The organism is Paenibacillus sp. 1781tsa1 (genome assembly GCF_024159265.1).
Lineage (GTDB): Bacteria > Bacillota > Bacilli > Paenibacillales > Paenibacillaceae > Paenibacillus.
In genome coordinates, this window is record NZ_JAMYWY010000001.1 from 977,192 (window position 1) to 999,342 (window position 22,151).

Here is a 22,151-nt window from a genome sequence, read left to right on the forward strand (position 1 = left end):
ATGCTCATCATCCTAAGCATCTGGTGAAAAGGTTATATCGAAGGACTGGGAGCAGAAGAAAACGTAGTAAAGAGCATCTACTTTAGAAAAATATTTATAAAGTACTCAGAGTGAGCAGCCGTTAGGCTTGTTCACATTGCGGCTGAGTTACTTGGATACATAAAAGGGACGTAACGCTTGAGAAGGCGGACGTCCCTTTTATGTATTTACTAGGAAGTAGGCTGGATATGACTCATCACTGTTGCAACAATTCGGGTCGATTCAATTTATTTACTACGTAACCCTACCATATACCCAGAATGTTCATAAGGTTAACAAGAACAATACGGTCACCACAGAACGAAGGTTACAATATCCTGATCTCATTTATAGAAAATAAAGCTGACGACGAGAGATTACGTTTACCACTATAGGACAGAGGTCTAAGTTACAGACGATCGTTTACAGCGCTTATTTGACGGCAATGAGAGTTGAATAATACTGTATGTGGTTGAATACAGGGCTATATTATTTGTTTTGGTCAGCAAATACAGCCATAGCATCTCTCATAAATACTGCCAGACCATCGCCGAACTGATCAATATTACGCGTGAAGCGTTCATCGTCCACGTACATCTGACCAAGTCCTCTAAAGGCTTCAGGTGAGTAGCTTCCCATTTGGTTTAGCCAAGTGTACCACTCTTTGATGCCAGCCTGTGCCTCCGCAGATGCTGGTTCTGTGTGACGAAGTGAAGCCAGATGTTTGTAGATTTCATTCATTTGATCGGATAGAGCCTTCTGCTCCGTGGTTGATTTACTGTGCAGCTTCTGATTTGCCTGGTCGACAGCATGGTCTCCCCACCGTTCACGCGCTTCCTGTTCATACGGATTCCGGCTAAAATCAAATCCTTCAAAATGTTCTTTGGCTGTCATTATAATTTCTCCTCTCACGTGTAGGACTGTTTTATCAATGGTAGCAATCATCTGGTCCAAGCGTTGGCGCTTCTCCAGCAGTATAAGTCGATGCATATTTAGTGCTTCTTCCGGATTGAAGGAGGGGTTGGTTATAATGTTTTTGATCTCCTTCAGAGAGAAGTCGAGTTCCTTAAAAAATAATATCTGCTGCAATCGTTCCAGGTTGGCATCTGAATATAATCGATACCCGGCAGCAGTTACTTCGTCCGGGGTTAATAGCCCGATTTCATCATAATGATGCAGTGTGCGCACACTGATTGAGGCAAGTTCGGCAACTTCTTTTACCTTCATGGCCATGAGTGAAACCTCCTTACAACACTGATTGTACAGTGTCACGTTACGTGAGAGTCAACAGTTGAAAATGAAAAAAACAAGATGCGAGCAAGGAAGCTGCATCTTGATCATGGATTGGTGACTGGATGTGGCTAGATGTGACTAGAGCTGATTGGAATGTGAGTAGATATGACTATATGTGAATAGGTATCACGAAATAATTGTATTATTCAGTCATTGTAGGGGCGGCGGCTGTGCTTTGATGTCGAAGACATGGGTTGCTGCCGCGCCGCAGGGGTGTTGTGATTCTCCTCTGTTATGGAGAGGAGAGCGAGCGGTTATGGGCTGCACCATGTATTCGGTGCAGCCCACGGGCTGGCAGTACAGGGGAGCAGGGCTACGCCTGCATCCCGCGCACTGCCGTAGCGAACTGCGCAGCCGCTGCGCGCACATCGGCCGCGCCCGCGATGGCGGAGATGACGGCTACGCCGTCGGCTCCAGCCGCCATCACGGCGGCCGTGGTATCGGGCGTAATGCCGCCGATACCCACAATCGGAACTGCGATGCCTGCGGCGCGCAGTTCCGTCACCCCTGCGGGGCCCAGCACAGCGTGGGCATCCGCTTTGGAGCGCGTCGGGTACATGGGCCCGACGCCAAGATAGTCGGCGCCCGCCTGCACGGCACGGCGCGCCTCATCCACAGCGTGGGCGGATACGCCAAGCATCCGCCCATCGCCAATGCGGGCGCGTACCAGCGCCGCGTCCGCATCATCCTGGCCGACATGCACGCCGTCGGCCTCCACCGCTACAGCCAGCTCCACATCATCGTTCACGATGAACGGGACCTCGTGCTGGCTGCACACCTCGCGAAGCCGCATCGCAAGCGTCATGCGAGCTTCGCCGACCAGGGCGCCAGTTCCCTTTTCACGGAACTGGAACAGCGTAATGCCGCCAGCAATGGCTTGGCGCAGCACCTCGACAGGGTCTTGCGTCGTATTGACGCTGCCCATGACCAAATACACCTGCATCGCGCGTTGTACCGCTTCTGCATCCCAAGGGCGCATCACTGCTCACCTCGCTGTCTGCGCTGATACGCAAAATGATTCGTTGGCCCATGTCCGGCCCCAATCCCCAGCTCATCTTCAATGGCTGCCTGAATGAATGCTCGCGCGGTCGTGACAGCAGCCAGAACGGGTGAACCCTTGGCTAACTCTGCGGTGATCGCAGCAGAGTATGTACATCCCGTTCCGTGTGTATGACGTGTTACCACACGAACATTCTCCAGATAATGAAAAGACTGCCCATCGTAGAGCACATCCACGATCATGCCACTTCCTTCATCATGACCACCTTTGACCAAAGCATACGTTGAGCCCATCTGTACAATCCGTCTCGCGGCTTCTTCCCGCTGACTTAGATTCGTGATGGACATTCCGGTAAGCAGTTCGGCTTCCGGAATATTAGGTGTTGTGATTAGGGCATGGGGCAACAGCTCTGTAACTAGCGCCTGTACAGCTTCCTGCTGGAGCAGGGGGGCGCCCCCTTTGGCGACCATCACAGGATCGATGACCAGATTAGACCAACGGTAGTGCTGCCATTTCTCAGCGACTAGCTTGATTATCTCGGCACTATATAACATGCCGGTCTTCGCCGCAGTTGGCTGAAAGTCTTCGCCCGTCGAGTCCAATTGCTGGGATATGCCATCGTAAGGGATGGGGAATACGCCTTGTACACCTGTTGTATTTTGAGCAGCAATAGCGGTGATGACGGTCATGCCGTATACGCCAAGCTCCTGAAATGTTTTCAAATCGGCCTGAATTCCTGCACCGCCTCCATTATCGGAACCTGCAATGGTTAGCGCTTGAGCAATGCTCATACTACACCTCCACGGATCAGACGGATCTGTGCGCGTTCTGCCAAAAGGTCGGGTGTTACTTGTGCCAGTTGATTCAACAATTCAATCTGGAAGCTGCCCGGCCCCTGATGAGCCGTCTTCTCTGCCGCCAGTTCAGCCGCTACGCCATAAAAAGTGAGTGCTTCAACAACACTGTCTAGAAGATCGGCTTCCGATTCCGCGATGGCAGTAAAAGCACCAATCACCGAACTTAGCAGACAGCCAGCACCCGTGACCTGAGTGAGCAAGGCATGACCATTACTTGTGAGAAATGTGGATTGTCCATCGGTAATGATATCTTCTTTTCCCGTGATGACCACGACACAGCCAAGATGTTGTGCTGCCCGCTCCGCAATTCCAATCCGGTTACCTTCACCTGATCCTGCATCGACACCTTTGATACTCCAGCTTTCACCAATGACATTGGCGACTTCCGCTACATTGCCGCGCAGTACCGTGAGACGAAGCTCACGAACGAGCATCTGAACGGTTTCTGTACGATAGGTGGTTGCCCCTGCGCCGACGGGATCAAGCACCACAGGCACATGATGCGCATTAGCCGATTGGCCTGCCAGACGGATGGCCTGAACGATTTTATCATCGAGTGTGCCAATGTTGAGTACCACGGCTCCGGACATCTTGGCAACATCAGCGACTTCTTCATGAGCATAGGCCATAAAAGGGGACGCACCAAGTGCAAGCAAACCATTGGCTGTGAATGGAGCAACGACAAGGTTGGTGATATTGTGTACCAGCGGATTTTGCGTACGAACACGTTCCAGATAAGACATATAATTTCCTCCTTGTTTTGAAGTAACCCCACCGGCAGAAATCCGATATGCAGAGTCATTCAGCAGAATAATAGAATATGAGTCTCCTTGCCTGAGTATGGCGCAGAGTGTAATGACAGCAAGAGGTATGAAAGCAGCGGTAAAATAGAAACGTAAATATAAATCAATTTTATAAACTCACTAAAATGAATTTTTGTAACTGGATATAGACAAACTGAATCTTCTTGCTCTATGTCTGTCCTTGATTTAAACAGCTAATGGTTGCATACATATAAAATGTAAATGGACAGAAATGCTGCTGCACAAAAACGCAACAATATGAAAACGAAACAGTACAAAATAAAGAATAAAGAAAGAATAAAGAAAGAATAAAGAAAGTGGAGCCAGGGCCTGTTTCCAAACTCAGGCAAGCGATACGGTGATGAACGTAAGCGTTCAAATAGAGTCTTAAAGACCAAGACCAAGCTGGCAGCTCTTTTGGCGAATTCCTTGCGTTTGGTCAGACGGTGTTTCTAAAGAACCCAGGACATCTTATTTGGCTGTCAAATCCTACTTTTGAAATGTAAGGAACATCAGACACGTTATTTCCCAGAATTCCTTGATTAAAACGCTGCAAACGGCTGTTTATTCTGATATAACGTGTCTCAGATTCCTTAGATTTCTGAGACTGCTTTGAATCCTTGAATAAGACGTCTCAGATTCGTTAGCGCTCGCCGCATGCCCTACTCCGAACACATTAAGGTGGGATTCAGCTCACGGTAGATTTGAAGATGTGCGCTAATGTACATGACCAAATGCATAGCACCAAGCCGCCCGGACGCATACAAGGTACCCGATCGCATATCATGTCATCCAAACGCATACCAACAAGCCACCCAAATGCATACCAACAAGCCCCCTAATGTACATCAAGCCACTTAGGATTGCTAAAAATTCTGATGCTCCAAAGCTTGCTCCAGCCAATTTCCTTTCGGAAACCTTTTACATTTCGCAAACCTTGTTGCCCCTAATGCCCACGCGCTTTCTAACTTTCTATTCATTCCTCTCACGTTCAACTCCCATTCTTTTAGTCACTTTCCTTTCCCTTCATTCCCGTGTCTCTACTTTACTTACTGTCCTTGCAGATTAATAAACGCATCCTCGGCTTTCACCGATTCAGGAATCAATTCAGTTGCAACGAGCCATGCACGTACATTCTCCCACGATTCCATTTCCTGCCGACCAAACGGTTGACCTTCTTCATTCATGAGTGGCAGTAGAATAGCGAGGCTTTTGGTTTCGATCTCCGGGTCAAGCGGAGACGTTTCATTCTCATGAGCAAGCAGAATATTCAAGGCTTCCTGTGGATGCTCAGTCACATATTTTTGTCCTTCCTGAATCGCTTTGACGAACCGGGTAAGCTGTTGTTTTTTTGCTTGAATGCCAGCTTCACTTGCGGTCAGGACCAATTCATAATAATCAGGCACACCATAGTCGACAGGGTTAATCGATTTCATGGCATGGCCTTCTTTCTCCAAAATCAATTGTTCATGGTTAATAAAACCACCCATAATCGCATCCGCCTGTCCGGAAGCCAGTGAAGGAATCAGATCGAATCCAACGTCGACCAGATTCATGTTATCCGGGTTGCCACCATCGTGGCTGATCATCGTACGTACCATCGCTTCATACAGCGGAATCGAAGAATAACCGACAGTTTTTCCGTCAAGATCTTTGGGTGAACTCACGTTGTCATTGGCTTCGGTCAACAGATGAACAAGCGGGTGCCGAACAACAGCAGCAATCGAACGTACAGGAATGTTCTCGCCACGCGCGAGCAAGATTTGGGGCTGGTAGCTTAGAGCCAGATCAATTTTACCGGCAGCAACAAGTTTGAGTGAATCATTGGTATCCGCAGGCATCTGAATTTCGATATCCAGACCTTGGTCTGCAAAGTACCCTTTTTCCTGAGCAACATAGATGAAGGAATGTACTGCATTCGGGTACCAGTCGAGCATGATGGACAGTTTATCTTTGGTGTCTGATGCTGGTTCTGGTGTAGACGGATCTATTTGCTGTGCGTTGGTTGCGGAATCTGTTGTTGGCGTATTTTGGTTGGTGCCTGCGGGGCTACATCCGCTAACAATCAGCAACAGGATTACGAGCATGATGGGAAGCAGGGAGTGTATACCTTTGTTATTCATAATGGAAGTTCCTCATTTCATTGTTTAAGGTTTGTAGGAAATGAACAGCAGGATGTTAACGGACAACGTGATGACTGAAACATAACTGCTGATATGTGAAAAAAGTGTTTGGAAATCATACTTCCTATCATTAAATCGGGTTCACTCTCAAAGATTATCCGGTCTTTCTTTTGCCTCCATGACGGGGTGTGTTAAACCGTTTTTCCAGCCAGGCAATCAGTACAAACAAAACGATCCCGAGCAGGGATAACAGCACAATAGCGGCGAACATCGCGTCCGTGTTCATGTTGCTGGACATGCGGCGGCTGAAGTATCCGAGACCTTTGCTGCCACCGAGCCATTCGCCAATCGTTGCACCAACCACGCAGTACACCACAGACATCTTTAGTCCCGAGAAAAAAGAGGGAAGTGCCAGTGGAACCTGGAGTTTGCAAAAAATATCCCACTTGCTGGCCCCCATGGTGAGCAGCAGTTCACGCTGCTCTGGATCACCCTGGCGCAGGCCATCATAGGTACTCACCACAATGGGGAAGAAGGCGATTAGGAATACCACCGCGACTTTGCTCCACAGCGTGTAGCCAAACCATAGGATGAAGACGGGGGACAGGGCAATCAGCGGGATCGTCTGACTGATTACGATGAAGGGATATAACGCTTTTTCAATCGACCGATTCATATGCATTCCCGTTGCAAGTGCAATTCCTGCACCAATGGACAAGCCAAAACCAACGACAACCTCCATCAAGGTAGCAGGCAGATGTGTGGCCAGCAGGAGGTAGCGATGCTCATACAGGGAGCTGGCAATCGCCGTTGGGGCTGGAATGATGAAGGAGGGTACCCATCCCATACGTACAATCCACTCCCAGAAGACAAGCAGCAAGAGCATGAGCCAAAGAAACAGACCATAACGGGCAAGCCAACGCCTTACGTTATCCTTCATGCAGTCTCCCAAGTTACCTTCTCGCATGCAATTGTTCCTCCAGTCGTCGTCTCATCTGAACGAGCGCCGGTTCGTAGATCATGTCCGAATGTCTTGGACGTGGCAAAGGTACCGTCAAATCCTGTAGCTGTTGGCCTTGGCGCCCAGGAGTTAACAGGATAATCCGATCACTGAGAAGCAGGGCCTCTTCAATGTCATGTGTAATGAACAACACGGTTTTACCCAGGCCTTCCCAGAGCTCCAGCAGCCAGCGATGCATCTCCCGTTTGGTTAAGGCATCGAGTGCACCGAATGGTTCATCCAGCAGCATGAGTTGGCCACCTGTCAGCAAAGTACGAAGCAGCGCGACACGCTGGCGCATGCCACCCGACAGCTCGTCCGGGTAAGCATGCGCGTAGCCGGATAAGCCAAATCTGTCGAGCCCTGCCAGAATGTCCGCGCGAATTCTTCCCTTATCCTGCCGCTCTGGAGCAAGTTCAGCGGGGAGCATGCAATTCTCCATGACGGTTCGCCAGGATAACAGGAGGTCCTTTTGTGGCATATAGGCCACCTGCCCCAGTCGCTTTCCTTCAGGGACCCAAGGAATTTCTATGGTTCCATGGGTTGGCTCAAGCAGGCCTGCCAGCAGCTTGAAAAGGGTGCTTTTACCGGAGCCGCTGGAGCCGATGAGCGAGACGAATTCGCCGTTGGCTACACGCATCGACACATTGGAGAGCACGGGGGAATCCCTTTTTCCCGGGAAAGCGTAGCTCATGTTGTGAATGGTTATGTTATTATCCATCTCGTTCTGTTCCCCCTTGTTATTCCAAATTCAACTTCAAACTGCGGAATCTTTAATTACACCTTCTGATCTGCCCGCAGAACGCGAAAAAGACCCACCCATTTCCGGAGAAATGAGTGGGTCTGTAAGTTCAATTCACATTAAATTTCATCATCAACATGAAAAAATCCGCTTACTGAGAGGCCGCTCCACTTCCCTCCGCTGGTATGATCCAGATCAGGTTCAAAGGGTCCGAATAGTCATATTCGTCTCAGCCGCAAGGCTCCCCTAGTGCAAAAGTTCAAGATATGCAGTTGTGTGTTCAGCATATATCACATGCAAGTGGAATGTAAAGGGGGTGCTTGGAAAGAATGTGAGTACTGTAAGTTAGAAAAGTAACCCAGGATTCTAACCGCTTGAATGTAACAGCGAATCAAGCTGACCGATCAGACGGACAATCTGCTCAGGCGTGCCAATCGTAATCCGAAGCCAGGTAGGCATACCGAATTCGGTACCGCCGCGGACAGAGATGCCTCTGTTCAACAATTCTTGGGTAATCGGGCCACTATCCTGCAGCAGATCAACCATGATGAAATTCGTTTCGGAAGGGATGTAGGGTAAGTTCCACTGATCAAAGGATTGCATTAACGTTTCCCGTCCCTGACGATTGTAATCCAGGCAATGAGAGACAAATTCATGATCATCCAGACTGGCCGAAGCAGCGGCTTGGGATGTGGCTGTCAGACTGATGGGCAGCTTGACCCGGTTAATGCCTTCAATGATACTTTCATTCCCGATGCCATATCCGATTCGTAGGCCGGCAAGTCCATATATTTTGGAGAAGGTCCGTAAAATAATCAGATTATTGTACTGCTCCAGCAGCTTAACCGTATCAGGATAATCTTCACTTTCCGCGAATTCATAATACGCTTCGTCCAGGACAACCACGACATGGGAGGGAACATGTTCGAGTAAACCAAGTAAGGCATCTGCCGTGAAAATGGTTCCGGTCGGATTATTCGGATTGCAAAGCCAAATAATTCGGGTAGAAGCATTAATCCGTTGCCGGAATTGCTCCAGGTCCAGCGAATGGTTGACCAAAGGTACTTCATGAATGACCCCGCCTGCCAGCAGCGTAGCACCCTTATACCAATTAAAGGAGGGGACCGGAATGAGTGATTCCTCGCCGGGATTAAGATATGCTTGGGCGGTCAGAGTCAGGAGCTCGAATGATCCACTGCCAAATACCAGTTGGGAGGTACGAACACCCAGACGTTCCGCAAGTTTATCACGCAGCAGTTGGCTGGAACCATCGGGGTATTGTGCCAAAAGATCGGAGCCCAGCGATCTGACCGCTTCGGCTGCAAGGGGAGAAGATCCAAACGGATTCTCGTTCGCTGCGAGTCGATCGACACTTTCCAATCCCAACTCCCGCCGAATCTGTTCCATGGATTTGGCAGGTGTATAGGCTGGAATTTGATTTAACAGGTCTTTGACAGGAGGAGAGGGAACAGGTGAGAGGGATTGCATGATCATACCTTCTTTCCAGTGGAATTAGATCGAGAATGATATCTGTTTCTGGGCAATCTGCTGTGCTGTTTCTTGTGGAGGAGTCAACAACCGATTCAGAATCAGATTTTCAAAATGAGCAAACCCGCTGTCCCGAACGCGTGGCCGCTCCAGCGTAATTCGGGTATCCATCGTTATATGACCGTCCTCAATTAACAGCACCCTGTCAGCCAGCGCGACCGCCTCACTGACATCATGCGTGACCAGAATGACAGTCAGACCTTCTTCTACCCACAAGCGTTCGATTAATTGCTGCATCTCAATACGGGTCAATGCATCCAATGCACCGAGCGGTTCATCCAGCAGCAATAATCGCGGATGACTTGCGAGTGCCCGTGCCAAGGCGACACGTTGTTTTTGCCCGCCTGATAATACTCCTGGCCAGTCACCTTCACGCTCTCCAAGTCCTACATTGCGAAGCGACTGGCGTGCATCCTCCTTGTTCTTGTCGGGGATGCCCAGCCGTACATTGTCGAGCACGGATTTCCAAGGCAGCAGCCGGGCTTCCTGAAACAGAAATCGTGTCTCAGGTGCTGTAGTGCCAAGCTTTCTGTTACCCAGCATAATGCTTCCGGAAGAGGGGGGTTCCAGCCCGGCGATCAGACGCAGCAGCGTACTTTTGCCACAGCCGCTTCGTCCAACGATGGCTACAAACTCCCCTTGTCTTACACTGACGTTGATGTCGGATAGAATCGTGCGCTGATCATACGATTTCTGGACCCCATGCACTTGAAGAAAGGGGCTGATCTGACTTGTGCTCATGGATTCATTCACGCTCCTTTGGCTTTACTTGCGGGATAAAGCCGGGTTCCAGCGCAGCCAGCGCCGTTCCAGCCATTTGGCGATGGTATCGGACAACTTGCCCAGCAGGGCATATAGCAGAATACTTAAGACAATTACGTCCATTTGCATGAATTCCCGCGCGTTCATCGCCATGTATCCAATCCCGGCATCCGCCGCAACCGTCTCGGCTACGATGAGTGTCAGCCACATGATGCCAAGTGCATAGCGAATGCCCACCAGAATGGAAGGCAATGCACCAGGCAGGATAATGTCCTTATAGAGGGACCAACGGCTGAGTCCATATACTTTGCCCATTTCAATCAGACCGGGATCGACCGAACGTATGCCATGGAACGTATTCAGATATACCGGAAAGAACACCCCCAGGGAAACGAGAAATAATTTGGCTTCTTCTCCGATCCCGAACCACACAATAACGAGAGGGATCAAGGACAGATGTGGAATATTGCGGATCATCTGCACCGAGGAATCGGCGATCTTTTCCGCAAGGGAGGAGATGCCGTTCAGTACCCCCAGCAGGAAACCCAGCCCCCCACCAATGAGGAATCCTCCCAAAGCCCGCTTGGCGCTAATACTGATATTGTTTAATAACTCACCGTTTCGAAGCAAACGAATGAAGGCCTCCAGTACCTGAGCGGGACGGGGCAAAATATTGGCTGCAACAACTCCGGATGCAGTAAGCCATTGCCATAGAGCCAGAATGAGTAGTGGTACAACAAAAGGAATGAATTGGTTAAACCATGCCCGGTTAAAGGTGTTGGACCGCACGTTATGCCTACCTCCTTGCTTCTTTCGTTTATTGGCTAGTTGGAGCTGGAAGCTGATCTTGAAGTACATCACTCCAGAATGTGCTCACATCGACTGCCTGGTCAAAAATCCCCGCTTGCTGAAACGTATCCGCTACGTCCTGTTCGGACTTGATGGCTTCGTCAGAAATGGCAACGATACGTGTTGTACGTTGTGCTTCTCCATCCGTGTAGGTTTTAAGGGCTTGCTCCAACGGCTGGTGAGTATTGTCTGCAGTAATTTGAGCCCATGCGTCCTTATTGGCACGAGCCCAATCATTGAATTTGTTGATTCGCTCCAGATAATCGGCAAGGGCCTTTTTCTGTTCCTCATTCGCAATGGCCTGATCGGAGGCGGCTACAAGGAAGCTGCCTGACAAGATATCTCTGGCGCTAGCGAGCGTTGTTGCTTCATTCTGATGTGCAGAGATGATGGCATTGCCGTAACTGGCAAGGGCGTCCACTTTCCCGCTAATTAGGGCGCTGAGTCCATCTGCTGTTGTAAGTTCGACCGGACTGATGTCACTCCAGGTTAACCCGGCTTCCTCCAGCATTTTGAGCAGGAAATAGTGGGCCGTTGTGTTTTTGACGAAAGCCACTTTTTTGCCCTTCAGATCGGCAACCGATTTAATCGATGAACCTTTGGGAACAACAACCTCCTGATTTAAGGTGCTGCCTTGTTGTACTGCAATAATTTTGAAGCTTCCACCATTGGCAGCCTGAGATGCAAAAATGGGTGGGATTTCACTGGTCACACCAAAGTCCAGTTGATTGGCAGCCATCGCTTCAAGGATCAGGTTACCTCCCTGAAAAACGTTATAAGTGACTTTATAGGGGGTGTCATTGAGTCCGGCTGCTTTCAGCCCCAGTTCGAGATTGCCCCATCCGGTCTGACCAACCCGAATGGTAACGTCATTATTGGAAGCGGCTGATGCCGCTGTCGGTGTTGCGCCTGTACCGGCGGCCTGATTGTCAGTTCCGGTAGAGCAGCCGGAAATCACCAACAACAGAAGCGCGCTCAGAAAGGCAGTTAAGGGGAGAGTGTAATGGCGGTTTGGACGAATCATAGGGAGGAAACCTCCTTGGTGTATGTACTGTTTTCACTGGACTGACTGGATTCTATGAATGTTTGGCCGACACGGTCTGCCTGAAGAATGGCTTCGGTTACCTGCGCTGTGCTAACTCCGAAGGAGAGATGTGCCGCACTGCCTTCCCGCAGCTGTAGTCCTGCTGCAATGCGCGCAGCAGCTTCCCGAGGATGTTGTTGTATGCCGAGCTGGGCAAGAGTGATTGGCAGATTCAGCTTATGTAGCAGAGTGAGCAGCTCATGAAGCTCATCCCCTGCTTTGCCTTCAAGAATCCACTGGGTGAACAGTCCAAAGGTTACCTTTTCTCCATGTAGCGAAGCGTGTGTTTCGGGTAATTTGGTGAGGCTATCATGCAGTCCATGAGCAATCGCGGCATGAAGTGATCCATCGCCAATGCTGCCCACAAGGCCGGCGAGCACAATAATGGCATCGGCAACATCACGGAATTGGGGTGTACTACCGGTTGTATCGGTGGATTCATAGACATCGATGGCGTGCGCTTCAAGAATATCGAGCGCAAGCTTGGCAGTGCTGACACTGTTTCGGAGAGTGAGGCTGGTGGCGTTGCCACTTAGATTAACGACGAACTCATGCCATTTTACGAGCGTGTCACCGATTCCAGCGGCCAAATATCGTCTTGGTGCACTCGCCAGAATATGAGGATCAGCCAGAACGAGATCAGGCGAACGGCGCAGGGGACGATAGCCTGCAGATTGGCCCTGTTCATCATAGAGCACGGTTAAGGCGGACCAGGCGGCACATGTTGCGGCAATCGTTGGGACCGTTACAATGGGCAATTGGGCTTGCTCGGCTACCGCTTTGGACAGATCGAGCACTTTACCGCCACCGACGCCAATAATCAGATCAACATCCAGATCGAAAGCTTGCTGCGTAAAAGCATCAATCTGACCTGTTGTAACCTCACCGTGAAACAATTGCACATGGAACTTGATCTTATGCTCTTCCAGTGAAGGAAGAAGGTAAGGCTTTACGGCTTTTAATGCAGCCTCACCGGCGATGATGAGAACATGCTGCCCAAGCTGTGCAATCCGCGAACCACTTTGCTCAAGAATGTTAGCCTCGTGTACATATACTGCGGGTGCTTTAACAGTAATCATCGATACACTCCCTTTATAACTTATTATTCTTACTTTTTAACTTGGTTTTAAATTGTTTAAATTCTAGCATCGCGTCTCAGCAACCACAATAACCCAGACAATCAATACATCCTATACTTCGATTGAAAGAATCTATAAGTGACTATAGAACGGGGGAACAAGGGGCAATCGACTCTTTACTTTGCTTACGGAGGCAGATTTATTTAAGATGTAAGAATACGGTACAATGTCTATTAAATTTCTATATGCTGCTTTTGGGATGTATTAAATGGAAAGGGGAGTGTATATGAAAACGATTGGTCTTATTGGTGGAATGAGCTGGGAGTCATCGTTAGAATATTATCGAATTATTAATGAAGAAGTGAAAAATAAATTGGGAGGATTGCATTCAGCCAAGTGCATTTTATATAGCGTGGATTTTGAAGAGATCGAGCGTTATCAAGCTGAAGGTGATTGGGAAAGTGCTGGTGAACTATTAGGGAATGCTGCTCAGTCTTTGGAAAAGGCAGGAGCAGAAATGATCGTAATATGTACAAATACGATGCATAAAGTCATTAAACATATTGAAGAAAAAGTACGTTTACCCATTGTACATATTGCTGATTCAACAGCAAATCAAATTCATAAGTCCCAAATAAGTACGGTTGGTTTACTCGGCACAAAATATACGATGGAACAAGACTTTTATAAAAAACGAATTGAATTTAATGGTATTAAGGTTTTGATACCGAATGAAGAGGATCGAAAAGTTATCAATAAAATAATATATGAGGAATTATGTTTAGGGAAAATTGAGCCCTTATCAAGGGATTATTATAAAAAGGTGATCCAAAGGCTAGTTGATGATGGAGCAGAGGGAATCATATTAGGTTGCACCGAAATTGGATTATTAGTAAAAGTAGAGGATTCAGAAGTTCCATTATTTGATACAACACGTATTCATGCGATTGAATCTGTTCATTTGGCACTAGCCAAATCATTTTGACACAACCAGATAAACCCGTTCTCTGATTTACCTTGGCTCATGAACCCGATATAATAGGGATGGCCCGTATAGGCCGGATCACAAAATGCAGGTGGGATTGTTCTCCCTCCTAGGCAGAATGGGGACCCGAGTTGAAAACGTTCAAAAAAGTATATATTGAGATCACGAGTATCTGCAATCTGGCTTGCAGCTTCTGTCCGCAGACGCAGCGTGCCAAAGGATTCATTGACCCTGAAGTCTTCAACAATATACTGGAACAAGTTAAACCACATACCAACCATATTTATCTACATGTCAAAGGCGAACCCTTGTTGCATCCCAAAATAGATCTGCTGCTTGATTCCGCACACGAGAAGGGACTCAAGGTGAACATTACAACGAATGGTACACTGCTGCCCAAGACTCAGCATAAATTGCTTGGCAAACCGGCGCTGAGGCAGATGAATTTCTCCCTGCACAGCTTCGATGGGCATGAAGGTTCAACAGACCGTGACGGATACCTGCGTCATATTTTGTCTTTTGTACACGAGGCCGTTAAGCACAATGTCATCATCTCATTCCGACTGTGGAATCTGACGCAGGATAACTTTACGAATGCTCAGATGAATCGAAATCGGGAGACCCTTGAAGTGCTGGAACGTGAGTTCAATCTGGACTTCCGCATTGAGGAGAAAGTGGTTCCAGGCAGCGGGGTCAAAATTGCCCCGAATGTATACCTGAATCAGGACCACGAGTTCCAGTGGCCAAGTCTGGATGCACCTGAAGATGACGGCAAGGGCTTCTGCCATGCATTGCGTAGTCAGGCAGCTGTGCTTGTAGATGGAACGGTGGTTCCATGCTGTCTCGATGGCGAGGGTGTGATTAACCTGGGTAATGTGCACGAGAAGTCATTCTCCGAGATTATTGAGGGTGAGCGAGCGAACAATCTGGTATATGGCTTCTCCAAGCGGGAAGCTGTGGAAGAGTTGTGTCGAAAGTGCGGTTATCGTCAGAGATTTGGAGCCTGACATCTTATATAAGCAAGCTAGGAGCCATTCAGATCACACATTTGGAGACAATGTCGTGATCTTTCTTTGTTACTGGGATTAAAGTTAGAGAGACTTATGTTACATATGAGCATACCAGAGGTTGATATCAGCATATTGTTTGAAGGATCTAACTTGCAAAAAATGCCGATATGACAGGGATTGTGCGGTGTCATGATATATCTGATCTAATGATTATTCTAGTTACCTTCCTTATTTGGTAGGATTAGGTTGTGGGTCGGACAGAGGTGCACCTCTGACGAACTTCCAGGACAAGCTCAGGCTTGTACAATACCAAATAACGAGAGAATAAGGGAGGAATAAAGTAATGAAAAAAATGTTGACGTTGTTGTTGTCCGCTGGTTTGGTTGCTTCCATATTTGGTGCGGTTCCGGCTGCTGCTGCGCCTACAGTTGTTAATTCAACGATTATTGTTCCAGCGGGCACAACTTATGACGGTCAAGGCAAAACATTTGTAGCCAATCCTTCCACACTGGGGGATGGGTCTCAAGCAGAGAATCAGAAACCGGTATTTCGTCTGGAGGCAGGGGCTACGCTCAAAAATGTAAATATCGGATACCCTGCTGCCGATGGTGTTCACTGTTATGGTAACTGTAGTATATCGAATGTAGTCTGGGAGGATGTGGGTGAGGATGCACTCACATTGAAGTCGGCGGGAACGGTCAACATTACTGGCGGGGCGGCGTACAAGGCCTATGATAAAGTGTTCCAGATCAATGCAGCCGGAACGATTAACATCAAAAATTTCCGTGCAGATGATATCGGCAAGCTGGTACGTCAAAATGGTGGAACTACCTTTGCGGTTAACATGACGTTGGATAACTCCAACATTTCCAATGTGAAAGATGCTATTATGCGTACAGACAGCAGTGTATCTCAAGGGAAAATTACGAATACCCGCTATTCCAAAGTGCCAACCCTGTTCAAGGGATTTGCTTCAGGTAAGACCAGTCAATCTGGTAATACGCAATATTAAACAGGAGATTGAATCATTGGAGTTGTTAAAAGTATAAGCTCCACTTGTGATTGGAAGTAAGTTGAAATATAACGCCAAAATGAGCGTCCCAGGGTCATTGCCACACTGACTTTGAGGGACGCTCTTTGTAATGCAGATGTCATAGTATAGTTCTGCTGATTAATGAAGCATGATTTTTCTGGGCATTGCCACAAATACCCATCTGATGTACATTAGAAGCAATGAAATAAGTGAACCGGGAGCTCAATGAAGTTGGGCTGAGAGAGTGGCCTTGTGCCGCTGACCGTACATCTGATCTGGGTAATGCCAGCGTAGAGAACATGAATTTGCAATATGTAAGGGTGAATTGTGGGAATGAACGTGGATGAACAACAGACCTTTTTGAACTGTGGTGGTGTATATGCCAGGGCGGAGGGGTGCTGGTTGATATTCCGTATTTTCGACATCCATCCATTACATCATTGTGAGGATTGTATACTGCGTGTTAGGCCTTCCCGGAACCGGGGAGGCTTTTTCGTTTATTTTTAGAACCCCCACAGGGAACAAAGGAAGGACGTAGAGAACATGGCAATAACAACAGGCAGCAAACGTTTGAAACTAACAGATATTCTGGTAACCATTGTGATCGCAGTGGTGTTTGGGGTGATTTACAAGATATGGGGACCTACATATGACTTGATGAAACCCTTCGGTGTTCATGCGGAGCAGATGATCTATGGCATGTGGTTTATGGCCGGCACGTTTGCTTTTGTCATCATTCGTAAACCAGGCGTGGCTATTCTAGCCGAGGTTGCGGCTTCAACGGTAAGTGCTTTTCTGGGCAGTGAATGGGGCATGTCCACACTTGTATATGGTTTGTTGCAAGGGTTGGGAGCCGAGATATTCTTCGCCGCATTCCTGTATCGAAAAACCAATCTGTTTGTCACTTGTCTTGCAGCCATAGGAGCCGCAGCGGCTTCGCTTATGCTGGATTATCAGTACGGCTATATCGATTCACTCTCAGCCTGGAATTATACGTTATTTATCGGATTCCGCTTCATCGGAAGCATCCTGATTGCAGGAGTGTTTGCTTATTATCTCGCAAAAGCATTGGAACTGACCGGTGTAACACGCTCCCTCAGACCGGTATCCAAACAGGATTATGAGGCGCTGGATTAGATGAGCGGAGAGGGGAATTCGCAAGCGGTAAGTGTGACGAATCTAAGATGCAAGTTCCCGGGAGAGAAAGCCTTGGTATTCCAAGGCTTGTCTCTTTCTGTGCGTCAAGGGGAGAAAGTGCTGTTGCTTGGCCCTAGCGGCTCCGGTAAATCAACGTTATTGCAAATTCTGAGCGGTTTAATTCCACGTTCGGTTGAGATTCCGATGAAATGTGATGATATTCAGGTTCCCGCCAAAGCAGGAGTGGTCTTTCAAGATCCGGATACCCAGTTCTGTATGTCCTTTACGGATGAAGAGATCGCATTTGTTCTGGAAAACCGAAATATTCCGCGTGAAAAGATGCCTGCGCTGATTGAATATTATCTGAAACAAGTGGGGTTATCCTTTGAACAGAATCGTATATTGATCCAGTCCATGTCTCAGGGGATGAAGCAGCGTCTCGCGATTGCTTCGATGCTTGCCATGGACCCGGAGGTATTGTTTTTGGATGAACCCACTGCACTTTTGGATGATGAGGGTACCTCCCAAGTGTGGGATACCGTTAAACGGATCGCCAGTGACAAAACAATCATCATTGTTGAACACAAAATTAACGAGATTGTGGATATGGTCGACCGCATCATTGTGTTGTCACCTGAAGGAAAGATTGTGGCGGATGGGCCAGCGCAGCAGGTATTCACGGATGAACGAGGCAAGCTGAAGGATTATGGAATCTGGTATCCAGGCATATGGGAGGAGCGAGAGCAGCCAACTAAGGAAGAGGAGGGAAGTACTTCTGGAGAGCCTCAAGCGTGTGAGAATCAGGGCATCTCAAACTTGGAAGCACAGCAATCGTCTGGCTTATCCGATGCAACGAGTAAATTCCCCCTAGCTCACGTCTCATCCGTATCCCCTGTATCACCCGCCTATAGGCCTGCACTGGAATTGCAGCAATTCACCGGATTTCGTGGGAAAACACCCTTTATTCAGGTGGAACATGCCAAAGTATGGCCTGGGGATTGGATTGGGATTGTCGGAGCCAATGGAGCTGGCAAGAGTTCATTGTTGTTATCTCTGATGAATATCCTGAAAACAACAGGTCATTATGAGGTTGAAGGTCAGCCTTCTGGCAAAACGGAGCAGCTTGCAGATCAAATCGCGTTTGTATTTCAGAACCCGGAGTTTCAATTTGTGACTAACACCGTCGCGGAAGAAGTGGAATTCTCATTGCTGGGGGGCAGCCTTACAGCGGAAGAAAGACTTGCCAGGACGGATCATATGCTGAATCAATTTGGACTAATCGACCTGTCGGAGCGCCATCCCTACCAATTATCGATGGGGCAGAAACGACGTTTGAGCGTTGCCTCTGCACTGGTGAGAGAGCAACGAATACTGCTGTTGGATGAACCTACTTTTGGACAGGATGCCCGCAATACGTTCGCCATGTTAGCACAACTGGAGCAATTGCGGAGAGAGGGAACAGCCATTGTTATGGTTACCCATGATCATGAAATTGTAAAAAGACATTGCACCCGAATCTGGTCGGTGGATAAGGGGAGGTTATCTGATGCAACTGTCGTTTCCTCACCGTGAAACCTGGCTTCATAATGTCAATCCGGGATTAAAGATGATCATTCTGACGATGATGTTTGTCATCGTTATCCTCATTCACAATCTGAATGTAATGGCCAATGTTGCGTTGGCGATGATGCTGTTACTGTGCTGGACAGGTCATCCGTGGTATAGATTGATGCTGTACGCATCACCATTCATTCTGGTGTTTATCTCCACGTCTATGGGTATGATGATGTTTGGCAAGGGTGAGACCACATGGTATAAGTGGGGGCTGATTCACATCACCGAAGAAAGCTTCTATCGCGGTCTACACTTGGGTTTTCGCTCCCTGAGCATGGCGGCGGCTGGGTTACTATTTGGTCTTACGACCAAGCCGGTACGGTTGTTTTATTCCCTGATGCAGCAGTGGAAGCTTCCTGCAAAATATGCCTATAGCTTTCTGGCCGCGATGCGCATGATCCCCATTTTGCTGGATGAATTCCAGACGCTCCGTTACGCTATTCGTATTCGTGGAACACGGCAGCGCGGTTCTCGCTGGAACGTGTATGGTACACTCAAGCGTTACGCTATTCCGCTGCTGGCACAGAGTATTCGTCGTGCACAGCGAATGGCGGTGGCGATGGAAGCGAAGGGATTCACGGATGGGGCGAGCCGAACGTATTACATTCAGATTGGCTATTCCCGAGCTGATCTGTGGTTTGTATTTTATTATATCCTCACCTTAACAGCTGCTTATTACATTGGGCTTACCTTTCCTTATCATGCTACGATGCTGGATGTAAGGTAATACTGGGAGATAGAGAGAAATATATTGAGGTAAACGGTAACTTTTTCCTGTTTGCAGCGTCTATATGGAAATAACTTCTAATGGATGGGGATGAACGAGAGTGAAGACGGGTCCTGACTGGCAGAGATTGGGTTACAAGTGGATTACCATGACTGGATTATCAGCTGTACTGTTGACGGGATGGATGCTGCTGGATTCCCAAAAGGTAGCGTTTGGAGGACAAGCTTCGGTTACAACGCTACAAGCTTTGGGGGCAAGTCCCCAAGGCTTATCAACACAGTTGACCTACAAACAAGGAGACCCCGTTACACTCATGAATGACATCCCCCTGTTCCAAAACAGGAGGGACGGCAGTGTGGCTGCTGACCAAATGGGAATTGAATACTATACAACAAAAAACGAAAAGTATACGTTGGCATCGGTTCGAGGCGAGTGGATGCAGCTTAAGTCATCCGATCATGGAGACTTCTGGTTGCCAAGATGGTATGCATTGAAGGAGAGCAGAAGCATGACGGAAACGGCTCCCCAAAGTTTCGAGCTCCAATCAGGCAGCAAGCTGTATTTGGCTCCAGAAAGTTCTATAACCTGGTCTTTTGAGAAAGCGCTAACAGGTCAGGCTGTTATTGTTGCAAAGTGGAAAGGATGGTATGGGGTCTCCATTGCCCCACGAATCTGGAATAAGGAATCCTTCACGTATCGGCCAGGACTCTTCTGGATTAAAGCACAGGCTATAGAGCAGCGGAAAAATGTGACAGATGGTTGGTTCCAACAGGATACAGCACTGTCGACTTCGGTTATTCGTCATTTGACGGATATTAAGCTGAACCAGACAACTACCTCCAAACAAGTGGCTGAGTGGTTAGGTGAGCCTGATTGGAGAGAGAGTTCAGGCAATTTAAATGATACGGGGTATTCAATGAGTATTGGACAGACCTGGAGATATGAGCGGGAAGATGGGCAATTTTTGGTCACATTCAACAAGAATGGCAAGCTGATCAGAACTCGCTGGAATCTGCCACAGAATGATCGAAATAATGTCGTTTCTGATTGGAACATCAGTCGGGCGGATGAATATGGGTTCACAACAAAAATCTATGGCACAACGCTACCGATGACCATCCCATGGAAACCGGTATGGACTAACCGGGGGGATATTAACTACACTTTTTTAAAAACAGCCACGGATGATGTACTCCTGATGAAAGGGGATGACGGTGGGTTTAGCGGGGGCTACTACGAAGGTTCCATATATGCCCTTGATCGTCATACGGGCCAGAAATTATGGGGGATCAATGGGGGTTTTGGAAGACAGCAGGCAGAGGTGGATACCGCACGCCAATACGTTACAATCTACAACGACTATGACCCTGACAAGAAAAATTACGTGGATCGTATTCGTCATCTGAACTTGAAGAACGGAAAGGTCACATGGACGTACACCCCTAAGCAAAATTTTAGACTAAATGGCATCACCGCTGCGAAAAACGTTGTGGTCGTGGATAGCCCGGTTGTTGAGAGTTCAAGCAATAGTTGGTTAACGGTACTGGACAGCTCAAACGGAAAAACATTGTGGAAGCGAAAACTGACTAAGGGTTATGAATTGTTGAACAAGAGTGCAGATGATCCTTATGTGTTGTATTGGGATAAGAATAAGCTGATTGCAGCCGATCCGCAATCTGGGCGAATCGTATGGAGCTTAAAGGGCAAACGATCCACCATAGAACAACTTGGGAATGATCCATATTTTGATGGAATTGAACGTCTTGATCCCTTTGCAACCAGAAATGCTGAAAGATGGCTATCGTTAGACAATCAGTGGCTGCTGCTTGATCTGAACACGGGGAAAAAGCTTGCCCAATTCCCTGCTCGGGTAGGACAGAGATTGGAGGAGCTGAAAGATGGCATGTTGTTGATCCGTGAGAACAAAAACGGCAATCATTACGGAGAGTATGAAGATTTTACAACCACCCTGTTCGATGCCAAGACAGGCAAAACACGGTGGAAGCTCAAGGGCAAGATTGAACGAGGACTGGTTGAAGAAGATCTGTTGTATGTGATTAAAAATGGTTACCCCGCGGCTTTGAATTATGATACGGGGGAGACGCGCTGGAATGCCAAAGATACGATTGCCACTCTAAGGTATCCAACGAATCAGGGAAGTTATCTGGTCATTGATGATCAGTTGCTGCTGCCCATGGACGAGAACTGGTTGATATTGAATAAAAACAATGGAGCATTGTTAGGTCGTGTACATGACGTTGTGATGGGAAACCCGGAGCATCGCGACCGGGATGCGAAGAATGGAATGATCAACCGGATCGGCAATGAAGTGTACGTGGGTTCGTCCAACGGACGTTTTCGTGTATATGAAGCCAGCCGCCTGCAGGAGGCAATCTCACCTTAAAAGCTTGTCTCATAAGGGATGTTGATTTATTATAAATGAACAGGATTGCTCGCGCTCCGGTTATCGGCTGTGCGGGCTTTCTT

Annotated in this window: 19 protein-coding genes and 1 riboswitch; of the genes, 7 read left to right on the forward strand and 12 right to left on the reverse strand. The window is 48.0% G+C overall.

The features are described 5' to 3' along the window. Positions 1-507: 507 nt before the first annotated feature. The 12 genes from NKT06_RS04420 to NKT06_RS04475 form a co-directional block, all read right to left on the reverse strand. A complete protein-coding gene (locus NKT06_RS04420; RefSeq protein ID WP_253430425.1) occupies positions 508-1,251 on the reverse strand; it encodes a MerR family transcriptional regulator in 744 nt (247 codons plus the stop codon). A gap of 373 nt (positions 1,252-1,624) precedes the next feature. Next, positions 1,625-2,290, reverse strand: coding sequence for a thiamine phosphate synthase (gene thiE / locus NKT06_RS04425; protein WP_253430428.1), 666 nt, complete (start codon positions 2,288-2,290; stop codon positions 1,625-1,627). Further along, positions 2,290-3,102, reverse strand: a complete 813-nt coding sequence (gene thiD, locus NKT06_RS04430) for a bifunctional hydroxymethylpyrimidine kinase/phosphomethylpyrimidine kinase (protein ID WP_253430431.1) — start codon at positions 3,100-3,102, stop codon at positions 2,290-2,292. The genes thiE and thiD overlap by 1 nt, the downstream gene beginning before the upstream one ends. After that, positions 3,099-3,911, reverse strand: a complete 813-nt coding sequence (gene thiM / locus NKT06_RS04435) for a hydroxyethylthiazole kinase (protein ID WP_253430434.1) — start codon at positions 3,909-3,911, stop codon at positions 3,099-3,101. Before thiM ends, thiD begins: the two co-directional genes overlap by 4 nt. 1,109 nt (positions 3,912-5,020) lie before the next feature. Continuing rightward, positions 5,021-6,094: an ABC transporter substrate-binding protein gene (locus NKT06_RS04440; RefSeq protein WP_253430437.1), complete on the reverse strand. Its 1,074-nt coding sequence runs from the start codon at positions 6,092-6,094 to the stop codon at positions 5,021-5,023. Between the two features lie 154 nt (positions 6,095-6,248). Continuing rightward, entirely contained in the window at positions 6,249-7,061 is an 813-nt protein-coding gene (locus NKT06_RS04445) for an ABC transporter permease (RefSeq protein ID WP_483311558.1), read from the reverse strand. Next, positions 7,048-7,815 carry an ABC transporter ATP-binding protein gene (locus NKT06_RS04450; protein ID WP_253430440.1) on the reverse strand — a complete coding sequence of 256 codons (768 nt, stop codon included), beginning with the start codon at positions 7,813-7,815 and terminating at the stop codon, positions 7,048-7,050. The genes NKT06_RS04445 and NKT06_RS04450 overlap by 14 nt, the downstream gene beginning before the upstream one ends. Before the next feature lie 176 nt (positions 7,816-7,991). Then, a riboswitch (TPP riboswitch) is annotated at positions 7,992-8,094 on the reverse strand. A gap of 108 nt (positions 8,095-8,202) precedes the next feature. Then, positions 8,203-9,324, reverse strand: a complete 1,122-nt coding sequence (gene hisC, locus NKT06_RS04455; RefSeq protein WP_253430443.1) for a histidinol-phosphate transaminase — start codon at positions 9,322-9,324, stop codon at positions 8,203-8,205. 24 nt (positions 9,325-9,348) lie between these two features. Next, the gene (locus NKT06_RS04460; protein ID WP_253430446.1) at positions 9,349-10,125 is read right to left on the reverse strand and encodes an ATP-binding cassette domain-containing protein; all 777 of its coding nucleotides are present in this window, start codon (positions 10,123-10,125) and stop codon (positions 9,349-9,351) included. A 24-nt stretch (positions 10,126-10,149) separates the two neighbouring features. Then, entirely contained in the window at positions 10,150-10,935 is a 786-nt protein-coding gene (locus NKT06_RS04465; protein ID WP_253430450.1) for an ABC transporter permease subunit, read from the reverse strand. Positions 10,936-10,963: 28 nt separating this feature from the next. Beyond that, a complete protein-coding gene (locus NKT06_RS04470; RefSeq protein ID WP_253430453.1) occupies positions 10,964-12,019 on the reverse strand; it encodes an ABC transporter substrate-binding protein in 1,056 nt (351 codons plus the stop codon). Then, on the reverse strand, positions 12,016-13,158 hold the full coding sequence (locus NKT06_RS04475; RefSeq protein ID WP_253430456.1) for an iron-containing alcohol dehydrogenase family protein: 1,143 nt from the start codon (positions 13,156-13,158) through the stop codon (positions 12,016-12,018). Before NKT06_RS04475 ends, NKT06_RS04470 begins: the two co-directional genes overlap by 4 nt. 286 nt (positions 13,159-13,444) lie before the next feature. Between NKT06_RS04475 and NKT06_RS04480 the strand changes: the two genes are divergently transcribed. The 7 genes from NKT06_RS04480 to NKT06_RS31860 all read left to right on the forward strand — a co-directional run bounded on the left by NKT06_RS04480 (position 13,445) and on the right by NKT06_RS31860 (position 22,068). Next, entirely contained in the window at positions 13,445-14,143 is a 699-nt protein-coding gene (locus NKT06_RS04480; RefSeq protein WP_253430459.1) for an aspartate/glutamate racemase family protein, read from the forward strand. A 131-nt stretch (positions 14,144-14,274) separates the two neighbouring features. After that, complete coding sequence (locus tag NKT06_RS04485; protein WP_253430463.1) at positions 14,275-15,150, forward strand: radical SAM/SPASM domain-containing protein; 876 nt, start codon at positions 14,275-14,277, stop codon at positions 15,148-15,150. 346 nt (positions 15,151-15,496) lie between these two features. After that, positions 15,497-16,165, forward strand: a complete 669-nt coding sequence (locus NKT06_RS04490) for a pectate lyase (RefSeq protein ID WP_253430466.1) — start codon at positions 15,497-15,499, stop codon at positions 16,163-16,165. A 564-nt stretch (positions 16,166-16,729) separates the two neighbouring features. Continuing rightward, a complete protein-coding gene (locus tag NKT06_RS04495; protein ID WP_253430469.1) occupies positions 16,730-17,323 on the forward strand; it encodes an ECF transporter S component in 594 nt (197 codons plus the stop codon). Continuing rightward, complete coding sequence (locus NKT06_RS04500) at positions 17,324-18,895, forward strand: ABC transporter ATP-binding protein (protein WP_253430472.1); 1,572 nt, start codon at positions 17,324-17,326, stop codon at positions 18,893-18,895. Further along, positions 18,870-19,664, forward strand: coding sequence for an energy-coupling factor transporter transmembrane component T family protein (locus tag NKT06_RS04505; RefSeq protein ID WP_253430476.1), 795 nt, complete (start codon positions 18,870-18,872; stop codon positions 19,662-19,664). Before NKT06_RS04500 ends, NKT06_RS04505 begins: the two co-directional genes overlap by 26 nt. Positions 19,665-19,764: 100 nt before the next feature. Beyond that, positions 19,765-22,068, forward strand: coding sequence for an outer membrane protein assembly factor BamB family protein (locus tag NKT06_RS31860; RefSeq protein WP_253430479.1), 2,304 nt, complete (start codon positions 19,765-19,767; stop codon positions 22,066-22,068). Positions 22,069-22,151: the final 83 nt, after the last annotated feature.

Excerpts from the sequence above, each read along its gene's own strand:
- NKT06_RS04420 (WP_253430425.1), bottom strand. The coding sequence starts at position 1,251 with ATGGCCATGAAGGTAAAAGAAGTTGCCGAACTTGCCTCAATCAGTGTG.
- thiE (WP_253430428.1), bottom strand. The coding sequence starts at position 2,290 with ATGCGCCCTTGGGATGCAGAAGCGGTACAACGCGCGATGCAGGTGTAT.
- thiD (WP_253430431.1), bottom strand. The coding sequence starts at position 3,102 with ATGAGCATTGCTCAAGCGCTAACCATTGCAGGTTCCGATAATGGAGGC.
- thiM (WP_253430434.1), bottom strand. The coding sequence starts at position 3,911 with ATGTCTTATCTGGAACGTGTTCGTACGCAAAATCCGCTGGTACACAAT.
- NKT06_RS04440 (WP_253430437.1), bottom strand. The coding sequence starts at position 6,094 with ATGAATAACAAAGGTATACACTCCCTGCTTCCCATCATGCTCGTAATC.
- NKT06_RS04445 (WP_483311558.1), bottom strand. The coding sequence starts at position 7,061 with ATGCGAGAAGGTAACTTGGGAGACTGCATGAAGGATAACGTAAGGCGT.
- NKT06_RS04450 (WP_253430440.1), bottom strand. The coding sequence starts at position 7,815 with ATGGATAATAACATAACCATTCACAACATGAGCTACGCTTTCCCGGGA.
- hisC (WP_253430443.1), bottom strand. The coding sequence starts at position 9,324 with ATGCAATCCCTCTCACCTGTTCCCTCTCCTCCTGTCAAAGACCTGTTA.
- NKT06_RS04460 (WP_253430446.1), bottom strand. The coding sequence starts at position 10,125 with ATGAGCACAAGTCAGATCAGCCCCTTTCTTCAAGTGCATGGGGTCCAG.
- NKT06_RS04470 (WP_253430453.1), bottom strand. The coding sequence starts at position 12,019 with ATGATTCGTCCAAACCGCCATTACACTCTCCCCTTAACTGCCTTTCTG.
- NKT06_RS04475 (WP_253430456.1), bottom strand. The coding sequence starts at position 13,158 with ATGATTACTGTTAAAGCACCCGCAGTATATGTACACGAGGCTAACATT.
- NKT06_RS04480 (WP_253430459.1), top strand. The coding sequence starts at position 13,445 with ATGAAAACGATTGGTCTTATTGGTGGAATGAGCTGGGAGTCATCGTTA.
- NKT06_RS04490 (WP_253430466.1), top strand. The coding sequence starts at position 15,497 with ATGAAAAAAATGTTGACGTTGTTGTTGTCCGCTGGTTTGGTTGCTTCC.
- NKT06_RS04495 (WP_253430469.1), top strand. The coding sequence starts at position 16,730 with ATGGCAATAACAACAGGCAGCAAACGTTTGAAACTAACAGATATTCTG.
- NKT06_RS04500 (WP_253430472.1), top strand. The coding sequence starts at position 17,324 with ATGAGCGGAGAGGGGAATTCGCAAGCGGTAAGTGTGACGAATCTAAGA.
- NKT06_RS04505 (WP_253430476.1), top strand. The coding sequence starts at position 18,870 with ATGCAACTGTCGTTTCCTCACCGTGAAACCTGGCTTCATAATGTCAAT.